Below are 25,581 nucleotides of genomic sequence, written 5' to 3'. Positions count from 1 at the left end.
CGGTGCAAACCCCGAAGACCGGACAATCAACCGCTTGTGGGTCCAGGAGCGCCTTCAAAAATGCTGGCAAGTCCGACGATCCTGATCGATGCACGCCAGGTCGTGGGCGATGTCGCGGCCACGCGCCAAGCGCGACGAGTCGGCGCGGCGGTCTGGCATGGGCGACTAAAGCGACCAGGCGGCGGACCATCGGGCCACGGGCGGCGCGCCGGCTGGCCTCGGGTCGCCAGGGTCGGCAGCCGCCAGCACCGCCGACGCGGCGCCCCCGCGCGATCCGCCGCAGCTCATCGGCGCCCTAGGCCGCCTGCGCGTGGCAGCGGACAGGTGGCCAGTTGTGCGCTATTGGCTCTCGGGCGACCTGGACTGACCGCCGGGGCTCGGCGGCGCGCTCCCGCCCTGGCCACCGTCAAGCCCCGGCGGGCGCGCCGCCGTCCGCGGTTTGGGATGCAACTCGGCCAGCTTGAGCGCGGCGGCGAGCAGGAAGATCGACACCGGCAGGGTCAACAGCTTGAGCATCTCCGACCAGGACATATCCGGCCCCTGGGCGATGAACGTCTCCAACGCCACGCGCAGGAACAACACGAACAGGATCACGATGATCACCTCGGCCAGGGTCTGTTTGAGCTGGTCGATCCCCTCCACATGCAACCAGCGCGGAATGCCCATCTCGACGCTGCTGCGCTCGGGACGCACGAACAAAAGATAGATCCCATAGGCGAAGTAAAGCAGCACCACGCCCATCAAAAACCGGTCGAGCGCGGTCACCAGATGGATCGCCGTGGCGTCCCCCGCCGGCAAGGCGTCGCCGTCGGCGGCGACCTGCAAGCGGATCGCCAACAGGGTTTCCTTCAGGCCGATGATGATCATCAGGCCAGCGCCGATGGTCGACGCCAACACCGCGACGAAGGTCATCAGCCGCGCGGCGATCGCCACCCGTCGTTCGAACCCGGTGCTATCCATGCTCGGCGCCTCCGCGATCCGACCGGGCGGCCGCGATGGGCCGCCGCAACTTTATCATAACCGCCGACCGGTCGGGCGGCCAACCCATCAACGCCCAGCCGCTAAACGAAATGCCCGTGCGCCAGGGGCCGGTGCGCCAACTTGTCCTTGCCCGTCCGCCGGTGTTAGAGATCGAACACCAACAAACGCTGCGCTCGGCCCCCGAAGCGCGCTGCACAAGCCGCGCCGGTCGGGACCACCTCGGCCCCCTCAGCCTCCCGGTTGCTCGGGGGCCGCTCGACCGCGCTTCAACGATACAGGGAGAAACGCCCCCATGCCGATACCCCTTTTCCGACCGCGCCTGCGGGCGATGGCACGGGTGAAGCCGGCGCTTGCCGCTGGCGCGCTGGCGCTTGCCGGCGCCACCGGCGCTGCCGTCGCCGAACCGATCGACTATTTCCAGGTCGAAGGCGTGCGCTATGACGCCGCCGTGCCGACGCCCGAGAGCGCCTTCGGCTATGGCCTGGGCGAGCGCCCGGTGCGCCACGCCGCCATGGTCGCCTATCTGCGCGACCTAGCCCAACGCTCCGACCGGATCACGGTGGAAACCGCGGGCTACAGCCATGAGGGCCGGCCGATCCTGTTCTTCCAGGTCACCTCGCCCGACAATCACGCCCGCCTCGACGAGATCAAGGCCGCCCACCTGAAGCGCACCGACCCCGACAGCCGCACCATCGCGCGCGACAACCCGGCCGTGGTGTGGCTCAACTATGGCGTCCACGGCGCGGAATCGTCCGCCATGGATGCGGCGATCCCGATGCTCTACCATCTGGCGGCCGCCGAAGGCGACGCGATCGACGCGATGCTCGACCGCTCGGTGCTGCTGATCACCGCGATCTTCAATCCCGATGGCCACAGCCGGCGCATCAACCATGTGTGGCGCTATGGCAGCGAAGTGCCGGTGACCGACCCCGCCCACCAACAGCACCAGCTCTGGGGCACCGCGCGGGTCAACCACTATTGGTTCGATCTGAACCGGCAATGGCTGTTGCAGACCCAGCCGGAATCGCAAGCCTGGCTGGCCAAATGGCATGAGTGGAAGCCGCAGGTGACCGCCGACTATCACGAGATGGGCACCAATTCGACCTTCTACTTCCACCCAGGCATCCCCGCGCGCATCAATCCGCTGATCCTGCCGCGCACCCGCGAGCTGGCGGTGGAGATCGCCAAGAGCCATGTGGGTTTCCTGGACAGCGAGGCGAAACTCTATTTCGGTGAGGAGGGCTTCGATAACTTCTACATCGGCAAGGGCTCGACCTATCCCCAGATCAACGGCTCGGTGGGCTTTCTGTTCGAGATCGGCGCGGCGCGCGGCGGCCAGATCGAAAGCCCCAACGGCCTGCGCACCTATGCCGACAATATCCGCACCCATTTCCGCACCTCGCTGACCACGGTCGAAGGGGCCATCGCCCAGCGCACCGAGTTGCACCGCTTCCAGCGCGACTTCTTCGACAGCGCGGTCGAGGCCGGGCGCAAGGACGACCGCCGGGCGTTCGTGTTCGCAGCACCGGGCGATGCGGCGCGCGCCTATCACTTCCTCGACGTGCTCAAGCGCCACGACATCCGCGTCCACGCGCTGGCCGAGGATGTGACCGTCGACGACACCCGCTACCGCGCGGGCGAGGCCTATGTGGTGCCGCTGACCCAGCCGCAATACCGCATGATCGCCGGCATCTTCGACACCGCGACCGAGTTCGAAGAGAACGTCTTCTACGACGTTTCGGGTTGGACGCTGCCCGAAGCGTATGACCTGGCCTATGCGCCGCTCGGCCGCCGGTTCGACGACGACCTGCTGGGCACCGCGATCGACCAGCCGGCCTTCCCCCGCTATGACGCGCCGCCGATGTCGTCCTATGGCTATATGTTCGAGTGGACGCCCTATTACGCGCCGCGTGCGCTCTATCGCTTCCTCGACGCCGGCGCCATCGCGCGCACCGCGTTACGCCCGGTGTCGGTGGACACCAGCGACGGCGTGGTCGACTTCGAGCGCGGGGCGGTGTTCGTGCCCCTGGCGCGCCAGAGCGTGTCGGCCGAGCGCCTGCACGAAATCGCGGCGACCGTGGCGGGTGAAGACGGCGTCCGGGTCCACGCCGTGACCTCGGGGCGGACGCCGACGCCGGGCGCCGACCTTGGCGGGCGCGACAGCTTCAAGGTGGTGACCAAGCCCAGCGTGCTGCTGCTGCACGACGACGGCATCGCCAATTATGACGCTGGCGAGGTGTGGTATCAGCTCGACTACCGCATGCGCATGCCGGTGACGCTGCGCAAGAAGGACCAGCTCGGCGGGCTCGACTGGGACCGCTATACCCACATCGTGCTGCCCGGCGGCTATGGCGTCGGCCTGTCGGACGCGGATACCCGGCGGCTCAAGCAATGGGTGCAAGAGGGCGGCACGCTGGTCGCCTCGCGCCAGGGTGCGCAGTGGGCCGAGGATGTGCTCTTCCCGGCCAAGGAGACCGACACCAACGGCGAGCCGACCGCCGAGGTCGAGCCGTTCGCCTATGCCGATCTGGCGATCGAGAACGCCCGCCACGTGATCGGCGGCGCCTTGTTCGCGACCCGGGTGGATATCACCCACCCGCTGGGCTTCGGCTATCTGGACAGCGACCTGACCAGCCATCGCAACACGGCCGAGACCCTGCGCGTGCCCGACAGCCCGATCGCCACGGTGGCGCGCTATACCGACGCGCCGCTGGTCTCGGGCTATGCCTCCGAGCGGCGCCAGTCGGAGATCGCCGGCACGCCGATGATGGTGCACCGGCGCATGGGCCAGGGCGCGGTCAGCCTCTACGCCGACAACCCGAACTTCCGGGCGACCATGCTCGGCACGTCCAAGCTGTTCATGAACAGCCTGTTCTTCTCGACCATCGTCGACCGCTACCGGACGCCGGCGGAAGCCACCGCCGAGGCCGACGACTAACCAACCAGGGCGCCGCGGTTTCCCGCCGCGGCGCTCCCCTGGCCCCCGGGGCACCCTGCCGCTGGCACCGCGCGCAGCCGCCCAAGCCGCCGGGCGGCGACGCGCACGCCCCCCAGCGGCCGCCAAGGGGCGGCTGGCGATCATCGGATCGGTACAGGCGCGACCACCGGGCGCAGTGGACGCGCGACAAGGCCGGCGCCGCGGTCAGATCTCGTAGGCCCAATCGTGACCGGCCTCCACGCGCAGCCAGTTCATGAAGGTTTCCACCTTGGGCATGTCCTTCTTGGCGCGCGGGCAGACCATGAAATAGGCGAAGCCCACCGACTGGGTGTGACGGAACGGCCGCACCAGGCGCCCGGCGCGCAGATCGGCGTGGGCGAGCGTGCGCTTGGCCAGCACCACGCCGCGCCCGGCGATCGCCGCCTCGATCGCCAGGCTGGTCTGGTTGAAGTGCAGCGCCGGTTGGCCCTCGCGCACCGTCACGCCGGCCGCCTTGAGCCACATGGCCCAACTGGGACAGCTTTCGTCGTCAAGCGAACTGTCGTCGTGGATCAACGGCACATTGACCAGATCGCCCGGCGTGCGCACCGGCGTCTCGCCGTCCTGAAGGGCTGGCGAACAGACCGGAAACACTTCCTCGCGCATCAGTTCTTCGGCGTGCAGGCCCGGATACTGGCCGGCGCCATAGCGGATCGCCAGGTCCATCTCGGTCTCGGCGAAGTCGGTCACCTCCATCGACGCGTCGATCTTGACCACCGCATTGGGATTTTGCTGGTAATAGCGTTCGAGCCGGGGCACCAGCCATTTGGAGGCGAAGGACGGCGACACCGACAGGTGCAGCGTGCCGTCGTCGCGCGCCGCCTCCAGCGTCGACACCGCGTCCTCGATCGCCTCGAAGCCCTGGCGCAGCGAGGCGAGCGCCATCTGTGCGCGGTCGGTCAGGATCAGCGACCGGCTGGTGCGACGGAACAACTCCACCCCCAACAGGTCTTCCAGGCTGCGGATTTGCTGGCTGACGGCCGCCGGCGTCACCGCCAGTTCGTCCGCCGCCTTCTTGAAACTCATGTGCCGGGCCGCAGCATCAAAGGCCCGCAGCGCATTGAGGGGGAGTTGGGCGCGTTTCATGGCCGCTATATTTGGCTGCCCGGCGGCCGGGGTAAACCCCCTATCGGATCAGCGCACGGCCGGGCGGTTCAGCGACGGGGTGGCCGGGCAAGCCGGCAACCGCCCCGCCCTGGCCGGCCGGCGCCCACCGGGGCACGCTTCCCCCATGCCCACGCGCAGCGCCAGCGCCTAGCATGACCGCACCGCAACCAGGAGGCACCCAATGGCCAGTTTCATCCTCAACCCCGGTGACAGCCGGACCGTCGACACCCGCGAAGGCGGCGACACGCTCAGCCTGACCAACAACCACGAAGACGGCGAGGCGCGCTATGCCATCGCCTTCGACCAACAGACCCCGACCAACCACACGCTCGCCCCCGGCACCAGCGCCAATTACGACCTGGCCGACCATGAGACGGCGGCGCTCACTAACACCGGCGACCTGACCATCGAAGTGGATTTCGAATAACGCCCAGCCCAAGGGGCGAGCGCAAGAAGGAGCCCAGCCCATGCCCGTTTACAAGCTGGCCGGCGGCGAACGCCGCACCGTGCCCACGGGGCCCGCGCACGACACCCTGACCGTGACCAACCCCGCCGAGGCCGGTCAAGCCCATTACCGACTGTCGGTGGACGCCCCCAATGCCCGCCCGCACGCGCTCGGGCCCGGCTATACAGACAGCTACGACGTCACCGCGTTCCCGAGCATCGACGTGCACAATACCGGCACGCTAGCGCTGACCGTGGCGACCACCAGTTGAGGCGGGCGGGTTGGTCGGCTCCACACCGGCGGCCGGGCGCTGGTCGCTCTCGGGCAGGTCGTCGTCGAGCAGGATGCGCCCGGCCGCGCCGTCCAAATCCTCATACTGACCGGCCTTGAGCGACCACAGAAACCCCGCCAGCCCCAGCGCGCCCAGAAACAGCGCAATCGGGATCAACACCAGCAACACACTCATGGGCTCTCCTTCAGGCGCAGGCGCAGCGCGTTGGCGGTGACCAGGATCGACGACGACGACATGGCGATGGCGGCCACCAACGGGGTCACGAAGCCGGCCACGGCCAGCGGCACGGCGATGGCGTTATAGGTCAGCGCCAGGCCGAAATTCTCGACGATGCGCCGCTGCGACCGGCGCGCCAGGATGAACAGGCCGGCCACCGGCCCCAGTTGCTCGCCTTGGAACACCACGTCGGCGGCGGTCAGCGACACGTCCGCCGCACTTGCCGGCGACACCGAAACGTGCGCCGTGGCCAATGCCGGCGCATCGTTGAGACCGTCGCCGACCATGGCGACGGTGTGGCCCTGGTCGGCCAGCGCCTTGAGATGGGCGATCTTGTCGGCTGGCGACTTCTGCCCGTGCCAATGGTCGATGCCCGCCGCCTCGGCCGCCGCGCGCACCGCCGGCGCACGGTCGCCGGACAGCAATTCGACCCGCATCCCGAGCCGCTTGAGCGCGGCCACCGTTTCAGCGGCGTCGGCGCGCGGATGGTCGAGAAAGGCGAAGCGCAGCGGCGCGCCGCCGTCGCCCCGGTCGAGCCACATCTCGGGCCCCGCCGCCTCGGCCCGCGCGGTGCCTGCCTCGCCACCATGCCCGAGCCAGGCGGCATTGCCCAGCCGCACGGTGCGGCCGTCGACCCGGCCGGTCAGCCCGCAGCCCGGCACTTCTTTAACCTCGTCCGCTGACGGCAAGGCGCCGCCGGCAGCACCGACAGCGCCAGCGGCGCGCACGATCGCCTGCGACAGCGGGTGACGGCTGTTCTGTGCCAGGGTGGCGGCCAGGCGCAGGTCGGCCGGGTCGTGGTCCTGCCCCGCCACCAGCGTCAGGTCGCCGGCGGTCAGCGTGCCCGTCTTGTCGAACACCACCGTGTCGGCGCGCGACAGGCGTTCGAGCGCGTCACCGGTCTTGACCAGCACGCCGCGGCGCATCAACCGACCGGTGGCGGCCACCTGGACCACCGGCACGGCCAGCCCCAAGGCGCACGGGCAGGTGATGATCAACACCGCCACCGCCTTCAACAAGGCGTCGTGCCAGGTGGCGCCGGCAAGCATCCAGCCGCCGAACGTGCCGGCGGCCAGGATGTGCACCGCCGGCGCATAGAAGCGCACCAGCTTGTCGGCCAGTTGCACGAAGTCGGCGCGGCCCTGTTCGGCGGCTTCCATCAGCCGCACGATCTCGGCCAGCAGGCTGTCCTCGTCGCGCTTGGTCACCGTTACCGTGATCGGCGCCGACAGGTTGAGCGTGCCGGCGAACACCCGGCAGCCCTCGCCCACATCTTCGGGCACCGCCTCGCCGGTGATCAGGCCGGCATCGATGCTCGACGCGCCCGCGCGCACCACGCCGTCGGCGGGCACCCGCATGCCGGCGGGCACCAACACCCGCATGCCCGGGTCGAGCGCGTCGACCGGCACCTGGGCGCGGCTGCCGTCGGGGCGCACCACCGTGGCGGCGACCGCTTTCAGGCCCAGCAGGTTCTGCGCCGCCTCGGTCGCCCGGCCGCGCATCCGCACGTCCAGATAGCGCCCGATCAGCAGGAAAAACAGCAGCGACACGCTGGCGTCGAAATAGACATGCTCGCCGCCGCGCGCCGCCTCGATCATGCTGGCGGCGAGCGCCAGCACCACGGCAAGCGAGATCGGCACGTCCATGTTCATGGTCCGGCGCCGCAACGCGCCGAGCGCCGAGCGAAAGAACGGCCGGCCGGCATAGGCGACCGCCGGGATCGCGATCAGCGCCGAGATCCAGTGAAACAGCTGCCGGGTCGCCGGTGCCATGTCCTCCGACCACAGCCCCGCCCACACCGACACCGACAACAGCATCACATTGGCGGCGGCAAAGCCCGAGACGCCCATGGCGCGCAGCAGTTCGCCCTCGCGGGTGTGCTGGTCGCTGCCGACCAGCTTGGGGTCGAACGGCGCGGCGTCGAAGCCGATGGCGTCCAGCCGCGCGATCAGCGCCTCGGGCGTGGTCCGCCCCGGCGTCCACGACACCGACACGCGCTTGGTGGACAGGTTGGCGCGCGCCCCGGTGACCGCCTCGTCGCCGTTCAAGGCCCGCTCCACCTTGGCCATGCAGCCGGCGCAGTGCATGCCCGGCACCACCAGGCTGATCGACGCGCTGTCGCCGTCGCGGCGCACATAGCGCTCCAGCCCGAGCGCCCGGTCGAGGGCGGCGGCGGGGTCGGCCGGCCCGAGCGTCACCGGCACACCGCCAGACGCGTTGCCTTGGGTGTTATCCTCGTCGCGGGCCGTCGGGGTCATGGCGCCAGCACCACCGGTTTGTCCCAGCGCAGTGCGGTGCCGTCGGGATGCTTGGCGGTGATGCGGATTTCCCACTTGCCGGGCTTCGGCAAGTCAAGCGTGGCAGTGTAGCGCCCCGGCATCGGTTCGACCATCGCCGCCGTGCGATCGAGCGTCGCTTCCGATGGCCGGCGCAGCGTCAGCACGGGCTTGAGGCTCGGCACCGCTGCCCCCTTGGCATCGGCGAGCGTCAGCGACACCGCCACGGCGTCGCCCCCGCCCTGCTCGACCAGCCGATGCGCCAAGACCGCGTCCAGGCCGAGCCTGCGCTGGGCCGCGCCGGCAGCGATCACTTGGTTATAGTCACGCCCCTTGGCGTAGGCGTCACGATCCTCGACGCCGTGGAAGGTGTTCACGGCAAAATAGATCATCACCATGTTGGCGACGATCACCGCCCCGAAAAACGCCAGGATCAGCGTCCAGATATGCTTACCGGTCCAGGGGCCTTGGAAAAAACTCTTGATCACGGTCGTCCCTCTCGCCTGGGAGAGTTGGTTGCCCGGGGCCTACCCCCCCGCAGCGTGTCAGTCTAGCGCATGGACCCGCGACGGGAAAAGCCGAACCGACGTCCGCTTGAGGACGCGCCCCCCGCTGCATCCACCGCCCCGTCGATGATGTCCCGCCCGCGGCCGCAGCACCGACACCGACACTCGCGCCAAAGGAACCTTCCCTTGCCCGGCTCGTGGGACCGTTTCCTAAACCCGGCTCCAGGGCGCGCGGCGACGGTGCGTGCCCTGGCGCGGCGCGCTCCGGCCGGTCAGTTCGGGCCGCGAAACGGCATGGTCTCGACCACCCGGGTGTCGGTGGCATCGTGGCGGATCACGAAATCCACCGCCGCCGACCCGTCCTCAAGCGTCCCGTCGGTCACATGACCCTTAGGCAGCGACACGTAGAGCTTGACGCTGCCGACGCTGTCGGCGGGCACGGTCAGGGCCACGGTTCCTTCTTCGCGGGTTACCGGGTTGAACAAGCGCACTCCCGGCAGGCCCGCGACGCTGATCTCGAAGGTGCGGTCTTGGTGCAGCTTGTTCAACACCTTGAGTTCATAGCCGTTGCGGATGCCACCGTCGGCCAGGCGCACGAACACCGGATTGCGGTCGCGCAGCACGTTGACGTCGGTGGTCGCGCGCGTCGACAGGCCGGCGACCATGATGCCGGCAACCACCGCGATCAAGGCCGAATAGAGCAGCGTGCGCGGCCGCAACAACCGGATGCCCGAATAATCGCCCTGGGCGCGCCGCTCGGGCGCGTTGATGGTCTCATAGGCGATCAGGTTGGGCGGTCGGCCGACCTTGGCCATCACATCGTTGCAGGCGTCGATGCACAGCGCGCACTGGATGCACTCCATCTGCGCGCCGTCGCGGATATCGATGCCCACGGGGCAGACCGCCACGCACTGGTTGCAATCGATGCAGTCGCCGCGGCCTTCCCAACTGTCGCCCTTCTTGTGGCGACCGCGCGGCTCGCCACGATCCCAACGATAGCTGACCAACAGCGTGTTCTCGTCGAACATGGCGCCCTGGATGCGCGGCCACGGGCACATATAGGTGCACACCTGTTCGCGCGCATGGCCGCCAAGCAGGTAGGTGGTCGCGGTCAGCACACCCATGGACACATAGGCCGGCGTCGGCGCGGTACCGGCGAACAGATCGCCCAAAAGCTGCGGCGCGTCGTTGAAATAGAACACCCAGGCGCCGCCGGTGGACACCGCCACCAAGAGCCACAGCCCATGCTTGGCGGTGCGCTTGGCCAGCTTGGCCAGCGTCCATCTCGCCTGGTCGAGACGAATGCGTTTGTTGCGGTCGCCCTCGATCCAGCGCTCGATCTGCACGAACAGGTCGGTCCACACGGTCTGCGGGCAGGTATAGCCACACCAGACCCGGCCGAACACGCTGGTGACCAGAAACAGCCCCAACGCGGCCAGGATCAGCAGACCGGTGATGTAATAGAATTCCTGCGGCCAGATCTCGATGAAGAAGAAGTAGAATTTGCGGTCGGAGAAATCCACCAGAATGGCCTGGTCGGGGATGCCCTCGCCGCGCGGCCAGCGCACCCAGGGCGCCAGATAATAGATGCCCAGGGTGACGAACAGCACGATCCACTTGATGCGCCGAAACCGGCCCTTGGCCTGCTTGGGGTGGATCTTCGGCGGCGACTCATAGAGCGGCCGGTTGTGCTTGGCGTTGACCGCTTCGGCCCGGTCGTCCGCCAGGGCCTCGGTGTCGGCGGCGACGGTCTCGCTCAGGGCCTGGAGCCCGTGGGCCTTGCCGTCGGCCACCGTGTCTGGGGCAGATGTCGCCATCGTTTCTACTCGCTTCCCGGCGCGACCCGATGATCGCCCCTTAAACTAGTGCCGACTGCGCCGGGCTGTCAGCCCGATCAACCCGACTGCGACCCTTGGTCGTGCCGGCCGGCCGTAGAGCCGCGCTCCGCCGGCCGACGCCATCGCAACCGCCGCCGGACGCGACCGTCTTGGTGCCGGTCACAGACCGCCGCGCGTTTCACCGCTGGCCGAGCCGCCGTCGTCCGTCGCCGGAGTGGTCGCCGAGCCGGCATCGGCGGTGGCCACCGGCTCGCCGCCGCCGAGCGCATGCACATAGACCGCCAGTTGCTTGATGGTCAGCGGATCGAGCCGGTCTTCCCAGGCCGGCATAACCCCGTAGCGACTGTAGGACACGGTCTCGGTCAGCGACGCCACGTCGCCGCCATAAAGCCAGATGGCGTCGGTCAGGTTGGGCGCCCCCAGATCGGTCATGCCCTTGCCTTGCGCGCCGTGGCAGAAGCCGCATTGCTGATCATAGATGGCCGCGCCCTGTTCGGCCTTCGCCGCGTCGTGCTCCTGGTCCGAGATGCGGCGCACATACTGGACCACCTGGCCGACCTGCTCGCGGGTCAGGATGCCGTCGGACAGGAACGACGGCATGACATTGTAGCGCGTATCGGGATTGTCGTCCCACCGAATGCCGTTTTCGATGGTCTGGTGGATCGCTTCCAGGCTGCCGCCCCAGATCCAAGCGTCGTCATTGAGATTGGGGAAGCCCTCAAACCCCTGTGCGCCCGAGCCGTGACAGCCGGCACAATTGTCGCCGAACGCGGCCTCGCCGGCCTTGAGCGCAATCGGCATCAACGCCTTGTCGGTGCGGATTTCGGCCAGCGACAGATCGCGCATGGCCTCCATCTCCTGTTCCAGGTCGGCGCGCGCCTCGGCGGTCAATTGCTCGACCCGCTGGCGCTGGGAATAGCCAACGATCCCCTTGGTATAGGTCCAGCCGTCGGCGGTCGGGATCGGCCAGGACGGCCACAGCACGAAGAACACCATGCTCAAGGCGATGCAGGCATAGAAGGTATACAGCCACCAGGCCGGCAGGGGCGTGTCCAGTTCCTTGATGCCGTCCCACTCGTGGCCGGTGGTTTCCTTGCCGGTGGGTTCGTCGGTTTCTCGCGTGCTCATCGACCGCTCCCTGCGTCGCCGTTCCCGGGCTGCCGGTCGGCGTCCTCGTAAGCATCCGGGCCACGCTCGTCGTCCAGCGGATTGCGCGCCGCCCGGTTGAACTTGTCCTGATTGCTGGGCCACAGGGCGTAAGCCAGCGCGATGACGAACATCACCACCAACAACACCAGTCCCCATGTGCCGGCAAAGCGTGAGAAAGCTTCATAGCTGACCATCACCCACCCCCGCTCAGCGCCGGTTGTCCGACGCGTCGACGTCGTAGCTCTCGAAGTCGACCAGCGTGCCGAGCATCTGCATGTAAGCGATCAAGGCGTCCAACTCGGTGATCTGGTCGGGCTTGCCGTCCCAGTCGCGCGCCGTGGCCTTGTTGTACCGCTCGGCCAGATCGCCGCCGTCGGCGCTCGCCTGGGCGCGCAGATCGGCATGGGCATTGGCGATCTGGGCGTCGGTATAGGGCACGCCGGCGCGCCGGTTGGCGATCATCACCTTGTCGATATTGTCGTAATCGAGCTTGGTTTCGACCAGGAACGGATAACCCGGCATGATGCTCTCGGGCACGATGGCGCGCGGGTTGGCCATGTGGATGCGGTGCCAGTCGTCGGAATACTTGCCGCCGAGCCGGGCCAGATCCGGGCCGGTGCGCTTGGACCCCCACTGAAACGGGTGGTCATACATGCTTTCCGCCGCCAGCGAATAGTGGCCGTAGCGCTCCACTTCGGAACGCAGCGACCGAACCATCTGGCTGTGGCAGTTGTAACAGCCCTCGCGCAGATAGATGTTGCGCCCGGCCAGCTCAAGCGGCGTGTAGGGGCGCATCCCCTGCACCTTTTCGATCGTGCTCTGGACCAGAAACAGGGGCACGATTTCCACGATGCCGCCGATCGCCACCACGATCAGAATACCGACCAGCAGCAGGATCGAGCGCTTCTCGAACGGCTCGTGGGAGAGTTTGGGTGTCGATGCCATGGCCAGAATCTCCTTACTCGGCCGGGACGGCCTTGGGCGCGGCCTGCGTCGCCGCTTCGCGCCCGCGGATCGTCATGTAGACATTGTAGGCCATGATCCCGGCACCGGTGAGATAGAGCACGCCGCCAAGCGCCCGGATCACGTAATAGGGGTGCATGGCCTCGACGGTTTCGACGAAGCTGTATTGCAGGAAGCCCAGCTCATCATGGGCGCGCCACATCAGGCCCTGCATGATCCCCGACACCCACATCGCCGTGATGTACAAAAGGATACCCGCGGTCGCGATCCAGAAGTGCCATTCGATCAGGCGCTTGGAAAACATCTCGCGGCGCTTCCACAGCCACGGGACCAGGCAATAGACGGCACCGAAGCTGACAAAGCCGACCCAGCCGAGCGCGCCCGAATGCACATGGCCCACGGTCCAGTCGGTGTAGTGGCTGAGCGAATTGACCTGCTTGATCGACATCACCGGGCCTTCGAACGTCGACATGCCGTAGAACGCCACCGAGACGATCAACATCCGGATCACCGGATCGGTGCGCAGCTTGTCCCAGGCGCCGGCCAGGGTCATCAGGCCGTTGATCATGCCGCCCCAGCTCGGCATCCACAGCATGATCGAGAAGAACATGCCCAGCGTCTGCGCCCAGTCGGGCAGCGCGGTATAGTGCAGATGGTGCGGACCGGCCCAGATATAGAGGAAGATCAGCGCCCAGAAGTGGATGATCGACAGCCGATAGGAATAGACCGGCCGCTCGGCACGCTTGGGCACGAAATAGTACATCATGCCCAGGAAGCCGGCGGTCAGGAAAAAGCCGACCGCGTTGTGGCCGTACCACCACTGGATCATGGCATCCTGAACGCCCGAGAACAGCGACACCGACTTGGACGAGAACAGCGACACCGGCACCGCCATGTTATTGCCCAGATGCAGCATGGCGATGGTGACGATGAACGCCAGGTAGAACCAGTTGGCCACATAGATGTGGCTTTCCTTGCGCTTGATCAGCGTGCCCAGGAACACCAGCAGATAACAGACCCAGACCAGCGTCAGCCACAGGTCCACATGCCATTCGGGCTCGGCGTATTCCCGGCCCTGGGTGGCGCCCATCAGATAGCTGGTGGCCGCCAGCACGATAAACAGCTGATAGCCCCAGAACACGAACCAGGCCAGGCCGTCGCCGAACAGCCGGGTCCGGTTGGTCCGCTGCACGCAATAGAGCGAGGTGGCGATCAGCGCGTTGCCGCCGAAGGCAAAGATGACGGCGGACGTGTGCACCGGCCGCAGGCGCCCGAAATTGATGAACGAGGTGTCGAAGTTGAGCGCCGGGAATGCCAACTGCCAGGCGATCACCACGCCCACGGAAAAGCCCACCAGGCCCCAGACCACGGTGGCGATGACGCCGGCCTTTACCACGGCCTCGTTGTAATTGGGCTTACCGTCCACTTCCTGAGCCACCGGCGGCCGCCCCTGCCGTCCAGCGACCCAGTAGATGGCCGCCAGAAAGAAGGCCAAAAACAGCATGGCGTGAACCGTCATGGTCTGGTCTTCGGCGAACGCCCACAAAACCAGGCTCATCAGCGCGCCAGCACCGAACACGAGATAGCTGGCGAACCGGGACAGATTCGGGGCCGAGACAAGGGAGTGCGCCATCGTTCAAGCTCCACATCGCGCGTAAGTCAGGCCCGCCGCGCAGGCGCGCAACAGACGCCGGCGGACGCTATGACCGGCCCGGGACCGGTCACGTTGATGTACATCAACAGACAGAGGGGTGCACCCGTTCGCGGGGAAAAAGCAACCGTTCGCAGCACTGTGTCGCAGCCCGAAATGAGCCCAAACAGTTACAAATAAAGGGAATTTTGGGGTTCAACGACAATAGGACGAGGGCTCGCCGCCCGACCCGATGATCTAAACGAACGCTTATGACGTAACCATTTCAAACCAAGAAATTCTTTACCCAAAATACCTGGGCGAACGCAAGCATATTCGCCCGCCCCTTTCGGAACGCACCCAAGCCGCGCAGGGATGGTGGAAAAGCGCCAGCGGCGGCCGCCGGCCCGGTCGGTCAGGCGCGTCGATTCTGCGCGCCGAAAAGCGTCGCCAGCGGCCGCCGTTTCGACCGGTTGGACATCGCATGGAGGGCCGCCGCGGCGGGTCGATAGCCCCAATTCGCCGCCGACTCATACCAGCGCCGAGCGACTTGGCGATTGGTGGGCAGATCGCCCTCGGCTTCGTACAAACGCCCCAGTTGGTATTGCGTCTCGGCCAACGCCTGCCGCTCGCCCACCGACAGACCCGCTATGACCAACAGGGCCTTTTCATTTGCCTGATCGATATTGTTTTCCATTGCGTCCATCCAGACCTGACCGCTTCAATGGTGGCTGCCACTGTGATGGACGCTTGTTAACGGCCCATTAAGTCCCTTGAACAATTGCGACAAACGGTGACAGAAAGAGCCCCTGTCTGGTCGAGGATTTGCCTATGGAAAGCCAATATCAGCCGCCCTCGAAATTCGCCGCAATCATGAAAGAACAGCTTTGGGCCCAAGTGGTTGCGGGTCTGGTGCTGGGGCTTCTCGTGGGCGTTTTGCTGGGTCCCGATCTGGGGTTGTTCGAGGACGGCGCGATGCAGTTGCTGGGCGAATGGATCGCCCTGCCCGGCGAATTGTTCCTGTCCGTTTTGCGCTTCGTGGTGGTGCCGCTGGTGCTGTCGTCGGTGGCGCTGGGCGTCGCCGACTCCGACGAGGTCGACCGAATCAAGGCGCTCGGCCTGTCGGTGGTGCTCTATTTCCTCACCACGACCACCATCGCCGTGGCCATCGGCGTCAGCATGGCGCAGATTTTCAAGCCGGGGCATTACATCGCCGAGGATCAGGTCGCCTCCGCCCAGGTGCAGGGCGACGTCAACATCCAAAGCCCCACCGACGCGCTGGTGGGGAACGACAGTTCGATCCCCGACCAGATCGCCAATTTGCTGCCGACCAACCCGGTCGCGTCGCTGGCTCAGGGCGATATGCTGGCGATCGTGATCGCGTCGGCAATCTTCGGGGTCGCCCTGCTGGCGCTGCCGCGCACCGAGTCCCGACCGCTGATCGACCTGATGCGCTCGACGCAGGCGGTCTGCCTCAACATCGTCAACTGGATCATGAAGTTCGCGCCGATCGCGGTGTTCGGGCTGATCGCCGATGTGACCATGGACAACGGGCTTGAGGTGCTGACCGGGGTGAGCGCCTATGTGCTAACCGTGGTCGGCGCGCTGGCGGTCATGATGGTGGTCTATATGATCATCCTTGCGGTGTTGGCGCGGCGCTCGCCGTGGCGCTTTCTGTCACGCTCGCGCGAGGTGCTGCTGTTTGCCTTTTCCAGTTCCTCGTCGGGCGCCACCATGCCGCTGACCTTGCGCACCGTAAACGAACGCCACGGCGTCAATCCCACGGTCGGGCGCCTGGTGGTGCCGCTGGGTGCCACCATCAATATGGACGGCACCGCGCTCTACCAGGCGGTGGCCACGGTGTTTCTGGTCCAGGTCTACGGCCAGGTGGATTTCGGCCTGACCGAAACGCTGCTGGTGCTGACCCTGGCGATCGGCGCGTCGATCGGCACGGCGGCGATCCCCGGCGTGGGCATCGTGCTGCTGGCGGCGATCCTGACGCAAGTGGGCGTACCGGAATACTATCTGGGGCTGGTCTTCGCCGTCGACCGAATCCTCGACATGTGCCGGACCATGGTCAATGTCACCGGCGACATGGTGGCCTCGGCAACGCTTGACCGGCTGCTCGGCTTCAAGCATGAGGACATCGAAGCGGCGGCGGAAAACGCCCCCGATGCGCCAACCGACCCCTCCCCGGAGACGGACACCTCATCCACCATGACGATGCAGCGGCATGGCCAGCAATAGGCCGCGAACCGATATCCTGCGGGGCGGCATCGTCGCGTCGTCCGAGTCCGACGCGGCCGCCGGTGCCGAGACGGCCGGTGCAGAAGACCCCGACGCCCGGATGCCCGACGAGACGCCACGCCGCCCCGGCGACCGGGCCGTGGTGCTGCTGTCGGGCGGGCTCGATTCGGCGACCGTGGCGGCGGCCGCCAAGGCGGCGGGCTATCGCGTGATCGCGCTGTCGTTCCGCTACGGCCAGCGCCACGCGGTCGAGTTGGAGGCCGCCGCCCGGGTCGCGGCCCATGTGGGCGTCGACGAACACCAGGTGCTCGACATGGATCTGCGCGCCTTCGGCGGCAGCGCGCTGACCGCCGACATCGACGTGCCCAAGGACCGCGACGCCGACGCCATCGCCGCCGACGATCAGGTGCCGATCACCTATGTGCCGGCGCGCAACACGATCTTTTTGTCCTACGCCATGGGGCTGGCCGAAGTGCGCGGCGCCGACGATCTGTTCATCGGCGTCAATGCGGTCGACTATTCGGGCTATCCCGACTGCCGGCCGGGCTTCATCGGCGCGTTCGAGGCGATGGCCAATCTGGCGACCCGCGCCGGCGTCGCCGGCGATCGGCCGTTGCGCCTGCACACGCCGCTGATCGGCCTGAGCAAGGCGGCGATCGTCGCCTGGGGCACCGAACTCGGCGTCGACTATGGCCAAACCATCAGTTGCTACGACCCCGACGCGCAGGGCCGCGCCTGCGGTGCTTGCGACAGTTGCCACCTGCGCCGCCAGGGCTTCGTCGACGCGGGGCTTGCCGACCCGACCGTCTATCAGACGGACTGAGGCGATGGCCTATGCGGTCAAGGAACTGTTTCTGACCCTGCAGGGCGAAGGCGGTCAGGCCGGCCGGCCGGCGGTGTTCTGCCGCTTCGCCGGCTGCAATCTGTGGTCGGGGCGCGAGGCCGACCGCGCCGGCGCCGTCTGCCGGTTCTGCGACACCGATTTCGTCGGCACCGACGGCCAGAACGGTGGCCGCTACGCGGGCCCGGACCTGGTCGCCGCCGCCGCGGCGCTGTGGCCGGCGGGTCGGGACCGGCGGCTGGTGGTGTGCACCGGCGGCGAGCCGCTGTTGCAACTGGACGCCGCCCTGATCGCGCGGTTCCACGACGCCGGCTTCGAGGTGGCGGTGGAGAGCAACGGCACGGTCGCGGCACCCGCCGGCATCGACTGGCTGTGCGTCAGCCCCAAGGCCGGCGCGCCGCTGGTCCAGACCCGGGGCCAGGAACTCAAGCTGGTCTACCCGCAACCCGGCGCCGAGCCCGAGCGCTTCGCCGATCTGGACTTCGCCCACCGCTTCCTCCAGCCCATGGACGGCCCGGCGCTGGCCGACAATACCCGCCAGGCGATCGCCTACTGCCTGGCCAACCCACGCTGGCGGCTGAGCGTGCAAACCCACAAGGTGCTGGGCATCGACTGACCGCCGCGCCCGATCCCGCCACCCGGTTGCCGTCCGCTCTATCCCGCGTCTGGCCCTGCCCGCCTCTGGCTTATCGCGCGTCCGGCCGTCACGCCGAGCGTGCCAGGGCGCTGCCCGGTCAGACCGGGAGGGCCGCCGGGTCGACCGCCGTGTCGACGCGGGCGAAGTGCACGGGCACCCGCGCGTCGACCAGATAGGCGACCATCGGCGCCGGCAGATCGCTCCAGCCGAGCGGATGGTCAAGGCCGTGGAGCCACAGTGCGTCGACCCGTTCATAGTCCGGGCCGTGGTCGAAGCGCAGCCCGGGCGGCGGCGTCCGGTAGGGGGCGAGACAGGCCAGCACCGGCGTCGTGCCCGGGGCCGGGGCGCGCAACGGCAGGTGCAAAATCTCGAAGCCCAGCCGGCAGCCATCGTTCATCAGCAGGCGGCTCTTGCGCAGCGTGACCACCGGGCGTTCGGCGCGCACCGCGCACAGGCCCTGATACAAGCCGCGCAGCGCCGCGTCGATCCGGCTGGCGCTGTCGAAGGTCCGGTCGCGGGTCGGCATCAAGGCATCGATGGCGGTCCCCATCAGGCGGACCGTCTCCCAGGCGGCGCTCTGCGCCTCGGTCAGCATGGTATAGGGCAGGCTCTCGGGCACCCGTTGGGGCAAGAACGCCGCGCGCGCCGGCATGGCATCGCCCGCAGGCCGCAACTCCTCCCAATAATCCCAAAGCTGGCCGGCAACCTCGGTCTCGATCAGCCCAACGCGCTCCATCGACGCCACCTCCACTCGTCGAGCGTCTCTGGTACGGCCGCATTGTAGCAATTTTGCGGCTGCAACACCATCACCGCCCGACCGTGGCAGGCTCGCTTACAGCGTGTAGGCGCGCCACAGCCCGAGCGGCGCCAACTCGGCCTCAAGACGTGCCCGCACCGCCGGCTCGTAGCCGGCCAGGTCGGCGGCGGTGTCGGCGCGGGTGCGCTCGGTATAGGGGCGCGTCGCCAGGGTCAGCGGACCATAGGCGGTGTCGATCTCGACGCTGTCGCGGCGCGCCTGGAGGGCTGCCCGGTTGGCGACCAGATAGGCGTGGAAGTCCTGGCCCACATGCTGGAGCACCGGGGCCAGGGTCTCAGGCACGCCCCCATGGGCCGGCCATTCGGGCGCGGCGGCGGCGCGCGCGGCGGCCATGCGCCCGGCATAGTCGCGCACCGCCGGCCCCTGCGCCTCGATCACCGCGTGCGGCGTCGGGTCGGCCAGGAAATGCGCCTTGAGCGGCCCATAAAGCGCGAAATCGGCCAGACAGGGCCGGTCGCCGAGCAGAAAGGCATGGGCGCGGAAATGCTGGTCGAGCAGACTGACCAGGCGGGCGAAATCGCCGGCGATGGCGCCCGCATGGTCGGGCCCGGCGGCGATCTTGGGCGCCGTCGAGCGGCCCCAGCGGGTCAGAAAATCGAGCACATTGTCGACCAGGGGCTGGGTGGCGGCGTCGAGCGGCGTGGCGGGGTCGAGCCCGGCCAGGTCTCGCGCCAGCGACACCCCGCTGGTCTGCCGGTCGGCCTCATGGAACCAGCGAAAGTGCATCGCCGGCCGGGTCAGCCACTCGTCGAAATAGTCTTCGAGCATCCGACACAGCATCCGGTCGAGCGCGTGCGCCGGGTCGGCTGGCGGCACCACGGCGCTGGCCGGGTGCTCGTCGTCGAGCATGAAGGCGAGCGGCGTGCTGTCGTGCAGCCACTGCCCCGACGGCGTCACCAGCACCGGGATCAGATGGGTCTTGGCCGCGGCCTCCACATGGTCGCGGGTGGCCAGGGTCTTGTGGCGATAGTCCACGTCCAGGCACTTATAGGCCATCAGGGTCAGCAACTTCTGGGTGAAGTAGCTGGCATCCATGCCGTAGACGGTATAGCGCTCGCTCATCGCCTCCCCCTGGGCCGGCCCGGCGTCAGACCGACTCTTCCTTGGTTTTCAGGAACCGCAAGCCCGGGAAGTCCTCCATGGGCTTGTTCAGGTGCCAGGCATTGCGGGCCATATAGACCGGCGCGCCGGTATGGTCCTCGGCCAGGCTGGCCTTGTTCTTGTCGACGAACTGCTTGAGCAGGTGCGGATCGTCGGCCTCGACCCAGCGCGCGGTCATCAACTCGGTGGGCTCGAAACGCACCGGCACGTTGAACTCGGTGCGGATACGGTCGGCCAGCACGTCGAACTGCAAGGCGCCGACCACGCCGACCACCCAATCGGCGCCCAGATAGGGCTTGAACACCCGCGCCGCGCCCTCCTCGGCCAATTGTTCGAGCGCCCGGCCCAGATGCTTGGCCTTCATCGGGTCTTCCGGGCGGACGCGCTGCAACAGCTCGGGTGCGAAGCTCGGCACGCCGGTGAAGCGCACCAATTCGCCCTCGGTCAGCGTGTCGCCGATGCGCAGGCCGCCATGGTTGGGCAGGCCGATGATGTCGCCGGCAACCGCCGTCTCGGCCACCTCGCGGTCACGGGCGAGGAACAGTTGCGCATTGTGCACCGCCATGGTCTTGCCCGAGCGCACATGCTTGAGCTTCATGCCCTTCTTGAACTGGCCCGACACCAGGCGCAGGAACGCCATGCGGTCGCGGTGCTTGGGGTCCATATTGGCCTGGATCTTGAAGACGAAGCCCGAACATTTGGCCTCGTCGGGCGCCACCGCGCGTTCAAGCGCGGTCTGCGGGCGCGGCGACGGCGCCTGACGCGACAGCCCCTCCAGCAACTCGCGGACACCGAAATTATTGACCGCCGAGCCGAAATAGACCGGCGTCAGATTGCCGGCCAGATACGCCTCGGCGTCGAACGGCGGGCACAGGCCGCGCACCATCTCCACATCCTCGCGCAGCTTGGCGACCAGATGGTCGGGCAGCATCGCGTCGAGCTTGGGGTCGTCGAGCCCGTGCAGCGCCACGCCCTCGCTGCGGGTGTCGTTGCCGCCCTTGTCGAACAGGATCAACTGGTCCTGAAACAGGTCGTAGCAGCCGTGGAAATCGCGGCCCATGCCGATCGGCCAACTGGCCGGCGTCACGTCCAGTTGCAGCGTTTCCTCGATCTCCTGGAGCAGCGCGAACGGGTCCTGGCCCTCGCGGTCGAGCTTGTTGACGAAGGTGGTGATCGGCATGTCACGCAGCCGGCAGACCTCGAACAGCTTGCGGGTCTGGCTTTCGATGCCCTTGGCCACGTCGAGCACCATCACCGCGCTGTCGACCGCGGTCAGCACGCGGTAGGTGTCTTCCGAAAAATCCTCGTGGCCCGGCGTGTCGAGCAGGTTGAAGGTGCGGCCGTCATACTCGTAGGTCATCACCGAGCTGGCCACCGAGATGCCGCGCTCCTGCTCCACCTTCATCCAGTCCGAGCGCGCCCGGCGCCGCTCGCCGCGCGCCTTGACGGCGCCGGCTGTCTCGATGGCGCCGCCGAACAGCAGCAGCTTCTCGGTCAGAGTGGTCTTGCCGGCATCCGGGTGCGAGATGATCGCAAAGGTGCGGCGGGCGTTGATGGCGTCGGTCAGGGCTTCCATGCGGACTCGGTCAGTAAAAAAAGCGGGGCCGAACCGGCCTGTTCCAAAGGGTCTGCCCAAAGGGGCTGGCCGACGGAACCGAACGGTGGACCCGCGTTTATGGCGGTCGACCGGCGCGAACGCAAGGTAACGAACCGGCCCCGACCTGTTTGGGCCGGCGGCGGGCGGCACGCCTGCGACAATAGCACCCTGAGGGTTGCCGTTGAGCGGCGCCAGCCGCGCCGGCGCAGAACCGCGACGCGGCACGCCGGCGCTCAAGTCCTCACAAACCCACGCGGTTTCAAGGTCTGATCCATCATAAGGCCGGCTCAATCTAACCTGCAATTTCAATGCCAGGACCAAAGGCCGCCGAGGCAACGGAATATTTACCCTTGTGTTATGCGGGGCAATCTTCTAGATATCTAGGGTCCTTTTGTGTTGGTCTTACGAGCGACGCATATCCAACCGGATGAGCCTGCGAAGACAAGATGAGCCCCTTTAACGGCCCGTAACCTTGTTTACGGGCCGTTTTTTTGCCCGACGCCCGATCCATGCCCCCGCCCCACATGGGGGATCGAGACGGCGAGTCGCCGCCGGTCTACCCGCACCCGAGCTTGGCTGATGCCGCACGCACGACCGGCCCCCAGCATCCGCCATGAGATCGGCCATCGGGTCGGCATCGCCCCGGACATGCCGCGCGCGCCCCATGGCGCTTTGGCGACAGCGACTCCGCAGCCGCCTGCCCCGGAGCACCTTCGAGCGGCTTGGGGGCAGCCAAGCACACCCTGATCTGCGGCTGTTTTGCCTTGGCGTTGGAGCCATCCTCGCGCTACCCTCATGGGGGGAGGATCGCAATCATGGTCTCGCATGTCGCCGGGCCGGCTTTGGATGCGTCGGACCATCTGGCCGACCGCCTCGGCCCTTTGCTCGACCTGGGCGCCGAGGTGTTTCCGGATCGGCCGGCCTATTCCGTCGTGCTGCCGAACGGCGCCCACGCCACCTTGAGCTTCGCCGAGGTGAAAGCCTATTCCGACGCCATCGCCTTTTACCTGCGCCGGGTCGCAGGCCTGCCGCCGGGCACGGCGGTAGCGGTGATGGCGCCCAACTGCCTGGCCTTTCCGGTGGTCGCCAAGGGCATCATCAAGGCCGGACTGATCTTCACCGGCATCAATCCGCTCTACACCCCGCGCGAGGCACAACACCAACTGGCGGACAGCCGGGCGCGGGTGCTGTTCATCATCGACCTGTTCGGCGGCGCGCTCGACCAAATCCTGGCCGACACCGCCGTGACCCGCGTGGTTCGGTTGTCGCTCGCCGACCTGATGCCGGTCGCCAAGGCGGTGCTCGTGCGCACCGCGCTGCGCCTCAAGGGCTTGGCGCCCAAGCCCGACCGGCGCACCATCCCGCTCGACACCCTGGTGCGCGAGGGTCGCCGGGCGGCGGCCGACGAGCCTGCGGGCGTCGCCGCCCTGTTCGCCGATCGGCCGGTGGATGAGCCGCTGCTCTACCAGTACACCAGCGGGACGACCGGACGCTCCAAGGGGGCGGCCATGTCGGAACGCAATGTGATCGCCAACGCCAGCCAAACCCACCACCACAATGGCGAGCTGTACGAACCCGGCGTCGAGACCGGGCTGGTGGTCATGCCGCTCTATCACGTGATGGCGTTGACCTTCGCCTTGATCCAAGCGCCGCGCACCGCCATGCACTGCGTTCTGGCGCCGCAGCCGCGCCCGCTCAGCAATCTGCGCCCGGCGTTCGAGCGCTTCGACATCACCGTGCTGCCGGGCATCAACACGCTCTTTCAGGCACTGATGACCGAACCCTGGTTTGCCGACCGGCCGCCCGATCGGCTGAAGCTGTGCCTATCGGGCGCGGCACCCTTGCAGAAGAGCACGCGTGAGCGCTGGGAGACGATGACCGGCTGCCCGATCTACGAAGGCTATGGCCTGACCGAGGGAACCTGCGTGGTCACCTTCCCCAAGCTCGGCGAACCGCAACGCCACGGCACCGTTGGCCATCCCCTGCCCGGCACCGAGATCAAGCTGGTCGACGATACCGGCCAGGTGGTGCCGCGCGGCCGACCCGGCGAGGTGGTGGTGCGCGGCCCTCAGGTGGTGCTCGGCTATCTCAACCAGCCCGACGCGACCGGCGAGACGATCCGCGACGGTTGGCTCCATACCGGCGACATCGGCGTGATCGACGAAGACGGCGCCCTGCGTATCGTCGACCGCAAGAAAGACATGATCATCGTCTCGGGCTTCAACGTCTACCCCGCCGAGGTGGAGGATGTGCTCGCCCAACTGCCCGGCGTTGCCCAGGCGGCGGTGATCGGGGTGCCGTCCGAGGCCACCGGCGAAGCGGTCGAGGCCTTCGTGGTCAAGGCCGACCCCGCGCTCGACGAGGCCGCCGTGTTGCGCCATTGCACAGCGCATCTGACCAACTACAAGCGACCGCGCCGGGTGCATTTCGTGGCCGACCTGCCGAAATCGCCGGTGGGCAAGATCCTGCGGCGCCAATTGCGCGACCAAGCGGGCGCCGAGCGCAGCCCCGCCTGACCGCTCGCACCCAAGCCGCCCTGTCCGAGCGATCGGGCCCGAGCCGCCCTGTCCGATCCGAAGCGCCACAAGCGCCGTGCCAGAACCAACATGCCGGCGCACCCGACGGCCGGCGGGGCGGTCAGCCGAAAGACGTTCCGGCGGCCCGCCGGCCAGCACCGCCCAGGCCGCGGCCCGCCGGCCCATCGCTATCTTCAACCGCATCGCCGGCGGCGCCAGATGCCCACAGGTCCGGGGTGTCGTGACCGCGGCGCCCGAGCGTCGGTGTCGCGCCGTCGTCGACCGCCGCCCCCCCGGTCGAGGCGGAGGGATCCGATGGCGCCCCATCCGCGCCTTCCCCGCGGCCGCCGGCTGAACCGCCGCCGGGGTCCGCAACATCCGTCTCGTCCGATGTCGAGCCTTCCGGAGCCGGCGCCAGCATGTCCACCAACAGCGGCGCGAGCGTCGCCGCCACCCCGGCCCGGTCGAACAGATCGGCCAAGGCGTCGCGATCGCCGCTATCCAGCCGGGCGCGCACAAGCGGCAGGTTGACCCGCATCCGCGCCGACAGCGCCAGTGCCAGCACCCGCTCCGCCCCGCGCTTGACCGCGGCCAGAAGAAAACGATCGGTGATGCGCCCGCCGGCGAACATGCGCTGGACGAAATCGGGCAGCGTCTCCGGGGCAAACTGATCGAGCCGGGCCAGCAGCGCCTCTTCCTTGGCGGTGTCCACGGCGGCGGCGTTGTGCGGCACGGTGTCGGGCGCCACGGCATCGTCAGACGGCGGCGACGGCGCATCGGGCAGGCGCTCAAACCGGGCCTTGAGTTTGCGTCGGGCGGCGGTCACCCGTTCGACCGTGGCCCGGGACAGGTCGTCGCGCAACGCCAGACCCTTGACCATCTCCACATCGTCGCCGTAGCGGTCGAGCACGCTGCGCGCCGCCCGGCTCGACAGCGCCGCCCCCGCATTGTCGACCAGCGCCGCCACCGCCCGGCGCGACCCGCCGGTAGCCAGCGCCTCGGCGAGTGCCGCCGACACGCTTTCTCGCCGGGCTATGGCCACTTGGGCCGCGCCCTGCACGCGGTCGAGCAGCCCGATCCAATCGTCGTCGCTAAGGGCGCCGGTTTCGAGGATGAACCGCGCGGCCACCCGCGGGCTGTCGTCGAGCGCCAGCCGCCGGGCCAGATCGGGCGACAGCGACGGCAATCGTCCCAGTTCGTCCGCAAGCGACCCGCGCGCCGCCTCGGGCAGGGATTCGATCAGCCAATAGGCCAGGCCCTCCAACTTGCCGCGCGCCTTGTCGGTGATCGCGTCGGCGCCCAGCGATTGGGCCAACAAGGCCACGACCGCGTCATTGCCCGCACCGCCCGGCTTGTCGTCGTCACGCTGAACCAAACCGCGCCCCACACTTCCGGCCCAGGCCACGGTGGCATCGCCATATCGACCCAGGATTGCGCTACATCTT

General features: G+C 67.8%; 22 protein-coding genes. 7 read left to right on the top strand and 15 right to left on the bottom strand.

All coding sequences use genetic code 11. The features are described 5' to 3' along the window. Positions 1 to 339: 339 nt before the first annotated feature. On the bottom strand, positions 340 to 960 hold the full coding sequence (locus EV659_RS00535) for a YqhA family protein (RefSeq protein ID WP_132706495.1): 621 nt from the start codon (positions 958 to 960) through the stop codon (positions 340 to 342). A 313-nt stretch (positions 961 to 1,273) separates the two neighbouring features. On the opposite strand from EV659_RS00535, the gene EV659_RS00530 reads away from it, so the two are divergent. Further along, entirely contained in the window at positions 1,274 to 3,919 is a 2,646-nt protein-coding gene (locus EV659_RS00530; RefSeq protein ID WP_200287348.1) for a M14 family metallopeptidase, read from the top strand. A gap of 204 nt (positions 3,920 to 4,123) precedes the next feature. Here EV659_RS00530 and gcvA read toward each other — a convergent pair whose 3' ends face one another. Beyond that, a complete protein-coding gene (gene gcvA, locus EV659_RS00525) occupies positions 4,124 to 4,984 on the bottom strand; it encodes a transcriptional regulator GcvA (RefSeq protein ID WP_242463475.1) in 861 nt (286 codons plus the stop codon). A gap of 262 nt (positions 4,985 to 5,246) precedes the next feature. On the opposite strand from gcvA, the gene EV659_RS00520 reads away from it, so the two are divergent. Both EV659_RS00520 and EV659_RS00515 read left to right on the top strand, forming a co-directional pair. Further along, entirely contained in the window at positions 5,247 to 5,492 is a 246-nt protein-coding gene (locus EV659_RS00520) for a hypothetical protein (protein WP_132706494.1), read from the top strand. A 40-nt stretch (positions 5,493 to 5,532) separates the two neighbouring features. After that, entirely contained in the window at positions 5,533 to 5,781 is a 249-nt protein-coding gene (locus EV659_RS00515) for a hypothetical protein (RefSeq protein ID WP_132706493.1), read from the top strand. Here the strand turns inward: EV659_RS00515 and ccoS are convergent. From ccoS to EV659_RS00470, 9 genes are all read right to left on the bottom strand, one after another. Further along, complete coding sequence (gene ccoS / locus EV659_RS00510) at positions 5,752 to 5,976, bottom strand: cbb3-type cytochrome oxidase assembly protein CcoS (RefSeq protein WP_132706491.1); 225 nt, start codon at positions 5,974 to 5,976, stop codon at positions 5,752 to 5,754. The two genes, EV659_RS00515 and ccoS, sit on opposite strands and share 30 nt — an antisense overlap. Beyond that, positions 5,973 to 8,276, bottom strand: a complete 2,304-nt coding sequence (locus EV659_RS00505; protein ID WP_132706489.1) for a heavy metal translocating P-type ATPase — start codon at positions 8,274 to 8,276, stop codon at positions 5,973 to 5,975. Before EV659_RS00505 ends, ccoS begins: the two co-directional genes overlap by 4 nt. Continuing rightward, positions 8,273 to 8,782, bottom strand: coding sequence for a FixH family protein (locus EV659_RS00500; protein ID WP_132706488.1), 510 nt, complete (start codon positions 8,780 to 8,782; stop codon positions 8,273 to 8,275). Before EV659_RS00500 ends, EV659_RS00505 begins: the two co-directional genes overlap by 4 nt. 290 nt (positions 8,783 to 9,072) lie before the next feature. Further along, positions 9,073 to 10,617 carry a cytochrome c oxidase accessory protein CcoG gene (gene ccoG / locus EV659_RS00495; protein ID WP_132706486.1) on the bottom strand — a complete coding sequence of 515 codons (1,545 nt, stop codon included), beginning with the start codon at positions 10,615 to 10,617 and terminating at the stop codon, positions 9,073 to 9,075. Positions 10,618 to 10,797: 180 nt separating this feature from the next. Further along, positions 10,798 to 11,766, bottom strand: a complete 969-nt coding sequence (ccoP, locus tag EV659_RS00490) for a cytochrome-c oxidase, cbb3-type subunit III (RefSeq protein WP_132706484.1) — start codon at positions 11,764 to 11,766, stop codon at positions 10,798 to 10,800. After that, positions 11,763 to 11,981 carry a cbb3-type cytochrome c oxidase subunit 3 gene (locus EV659_RS00485; RefSeq protein WP_132706482.1) on the bottom strand — a complete coding sequence of 73 codons (219 nt, stop codon included), beginning with the start codon at positions 11,979 to 11,981 and terminating at the stop codon, positions 11,763 to 11,765. Before EV659_RS00485 ends, ccoP begins: the two co-directional genes overlap by 4 nt. Positions 11,982 to 11,994: 13 nt before the next feature. Next, positions 11,995 to 12,732 (bottom strand): cytochrome-c oxidase, cbb3-type subunit II, encoded by a 738-nt coding sequence (ccoO, locus tag EV659_RS00480; protein ID WP_132706480.1) that lies wholly within the window; start codon positions 12,730 to 12,732, stop codon positions 11,995 to 11,997. A gap of 13 nt (positions 12,733 to 12,745) precedes the next feature. Further along, complete coding sequence (gene ccoN, locus EV659_RS00475) at positions 12,746 to 14,383, bottom strand: cytochrome-c oxidase, cbb3-type subunit I (RefSeq protein WP_132706478.1); 1,638 nt, start codon at positions 14,381 to 14,383, stop codon at positions 12,746 to 12,748. Between the two features lie 412 nt (positions 14,384 to 14,795). Beyond that, complete coding sequence (locus tag EV659_RS00470) at positions 14,796 to 15,077, bottom strand: SEL1-like repeat protein (protein WP_132706476.1); 282 nt, start codon at positions 15,075 to 15,077, stop codon at positions 14,796 to 14,798. Between the two features lie 134 nt (positions 15,078 to 15,211). Between EV659_RS00470 and EV659_RS00465 the strand changes: the two genes are divergently transcribed. From EV659_RS00465 to queE, 3 genes are all read left to right on the top strand, one after another. Continuing rightward, entirely contained in the window at positions 15,212 to 16,627 is a 1,416-nt protein-coding gene (locus EV659_RS00465) for a dicarboxylate/amino acid:cation symporter (protein ID WP_132706474.1), read from the top strand. A gap of 100 nt (positions 16,628 to 16,727) precedes the next feature. Then, positions 16,728 to 17,450 carry a 7-cyano-7-deazaguanine synthase QueC gene (gene queC, locus EV659_RS00460; RefSeq protein ID WP_132707133.1) on the top strand — a complete coding sequence of 241 codons (723 nt, stop codon included), beginning with the start codon at positions 16,728 to 16,730 and terminating at the stop codon, positions 17,448 to 17,450. 4 nt (positions 17,451 to 17,454) lie between these two features. Next, on the top strand, positions 17,455 to 18,084 hold the full coding sequence (gene queE / locus EV659_RS00455) for a 7-carboxy-7-deazaguanine synthase (protein ID WP_132706472.1): 630 nt from the start codon (positions 17,455 to 17,457) through the stop codon (positions 18,082 to 18,084). A gap of 118 nt (positions 18,085 to 18,202) precedes the next feature. Here queE and EV659_RS00450 read toward each other — a convergent pair whose 3' ends face one another. The 3 genes from EV659_RS00450 to EV659_RS00440 all read right to left on the bottom strand — a co-directional run bounded on the left by EV659_RS00450 (position 18,203) and on the right by EV659_RS00440 (position 21,599). Further along, a complete protein-coding gene (locus EV659_RS00450) occupies positions 18,203 to 18,841 on the bottom strand; it encodes a PAS domain-containing protein (RefSeq protein ID WP_132706470.1) in 639 nt (212 codons plus the stop codon). Between the two features lie 96 nt (positions 18,842 to 18,937). Further along, on the bottom strand, positions 18,938 to 19,984 hold the full coding sequence (locus EV659_RS00445) for a glutathione S-transferase N-terminal domain-containing protein (protein WP_132706469.1): 1,047 nt from the start codon (positions 19,982 to 19,984) through the stop codon (positions 18,938 to 18,940). Positions 19,985 to 20,009: 25 nt separating this feature from the next. Further along, positions 20,010 to 21,599 (bottom strand): peptide chain release factor 3, encoded by a 1,590-nt coding sequence (locus EV659_RS00440; protein WP_132706468.1) that lies wholly within the window; start codon positions 21,597 to 21,599, stop codon positions 20,010 to 20,012. Between the two features lie 836 nt (positions 21,600 to 22,435). Between EV659_RS00440 and EV659_RS00435 the strand changes: the two genes are divergently transcribed. After that, positions 22,436 to 24,136 carry an AMP-binding protein gene (locus EV659_RS00435; RefSeq protein ID WP_132706466.1) on the top strand — a complete coding sequence of 567 codons (1,701 nt, stop codon included), beginning with the start codon at positions 22,436 to 22,438 and terminating at the stop codon, positions 24,134 to 24,136. Positions 24,137 to 24,257: 121 nt separating this feature from the next. Here the strand turns inward: EV659_RS00435 and EV659_RS00430 are convergent, their stop codons facing one another. Next, complete coding sequence (locus tag EV659_RS00430) at positions 24,258 to 25,511, bottom strand: DUF2336 domain-containing protein (protein WP_165878626.1); 1,254 nt, start codon at positions 25,509 to 25,511, stop codon at positions 24,258 to 24,260. Positions 25,512 to 25,581 lie beyond the last annotated feature (70 nt).

This window comes from Rhodothalassium salexigens DSM 2132 (assembly GCF_004341375.1).
GTDB classification, from domain to species: Bacteria; Pseudomonadota; Alphaproteobacteria; order Sphingomonadales; family Rhodothalassiaceae; genus Rhodothalassium; species Rhodothalassium salexigens.
This window is presented reverse-complemented; position numbering and strand designations above follow the sequence as displayed.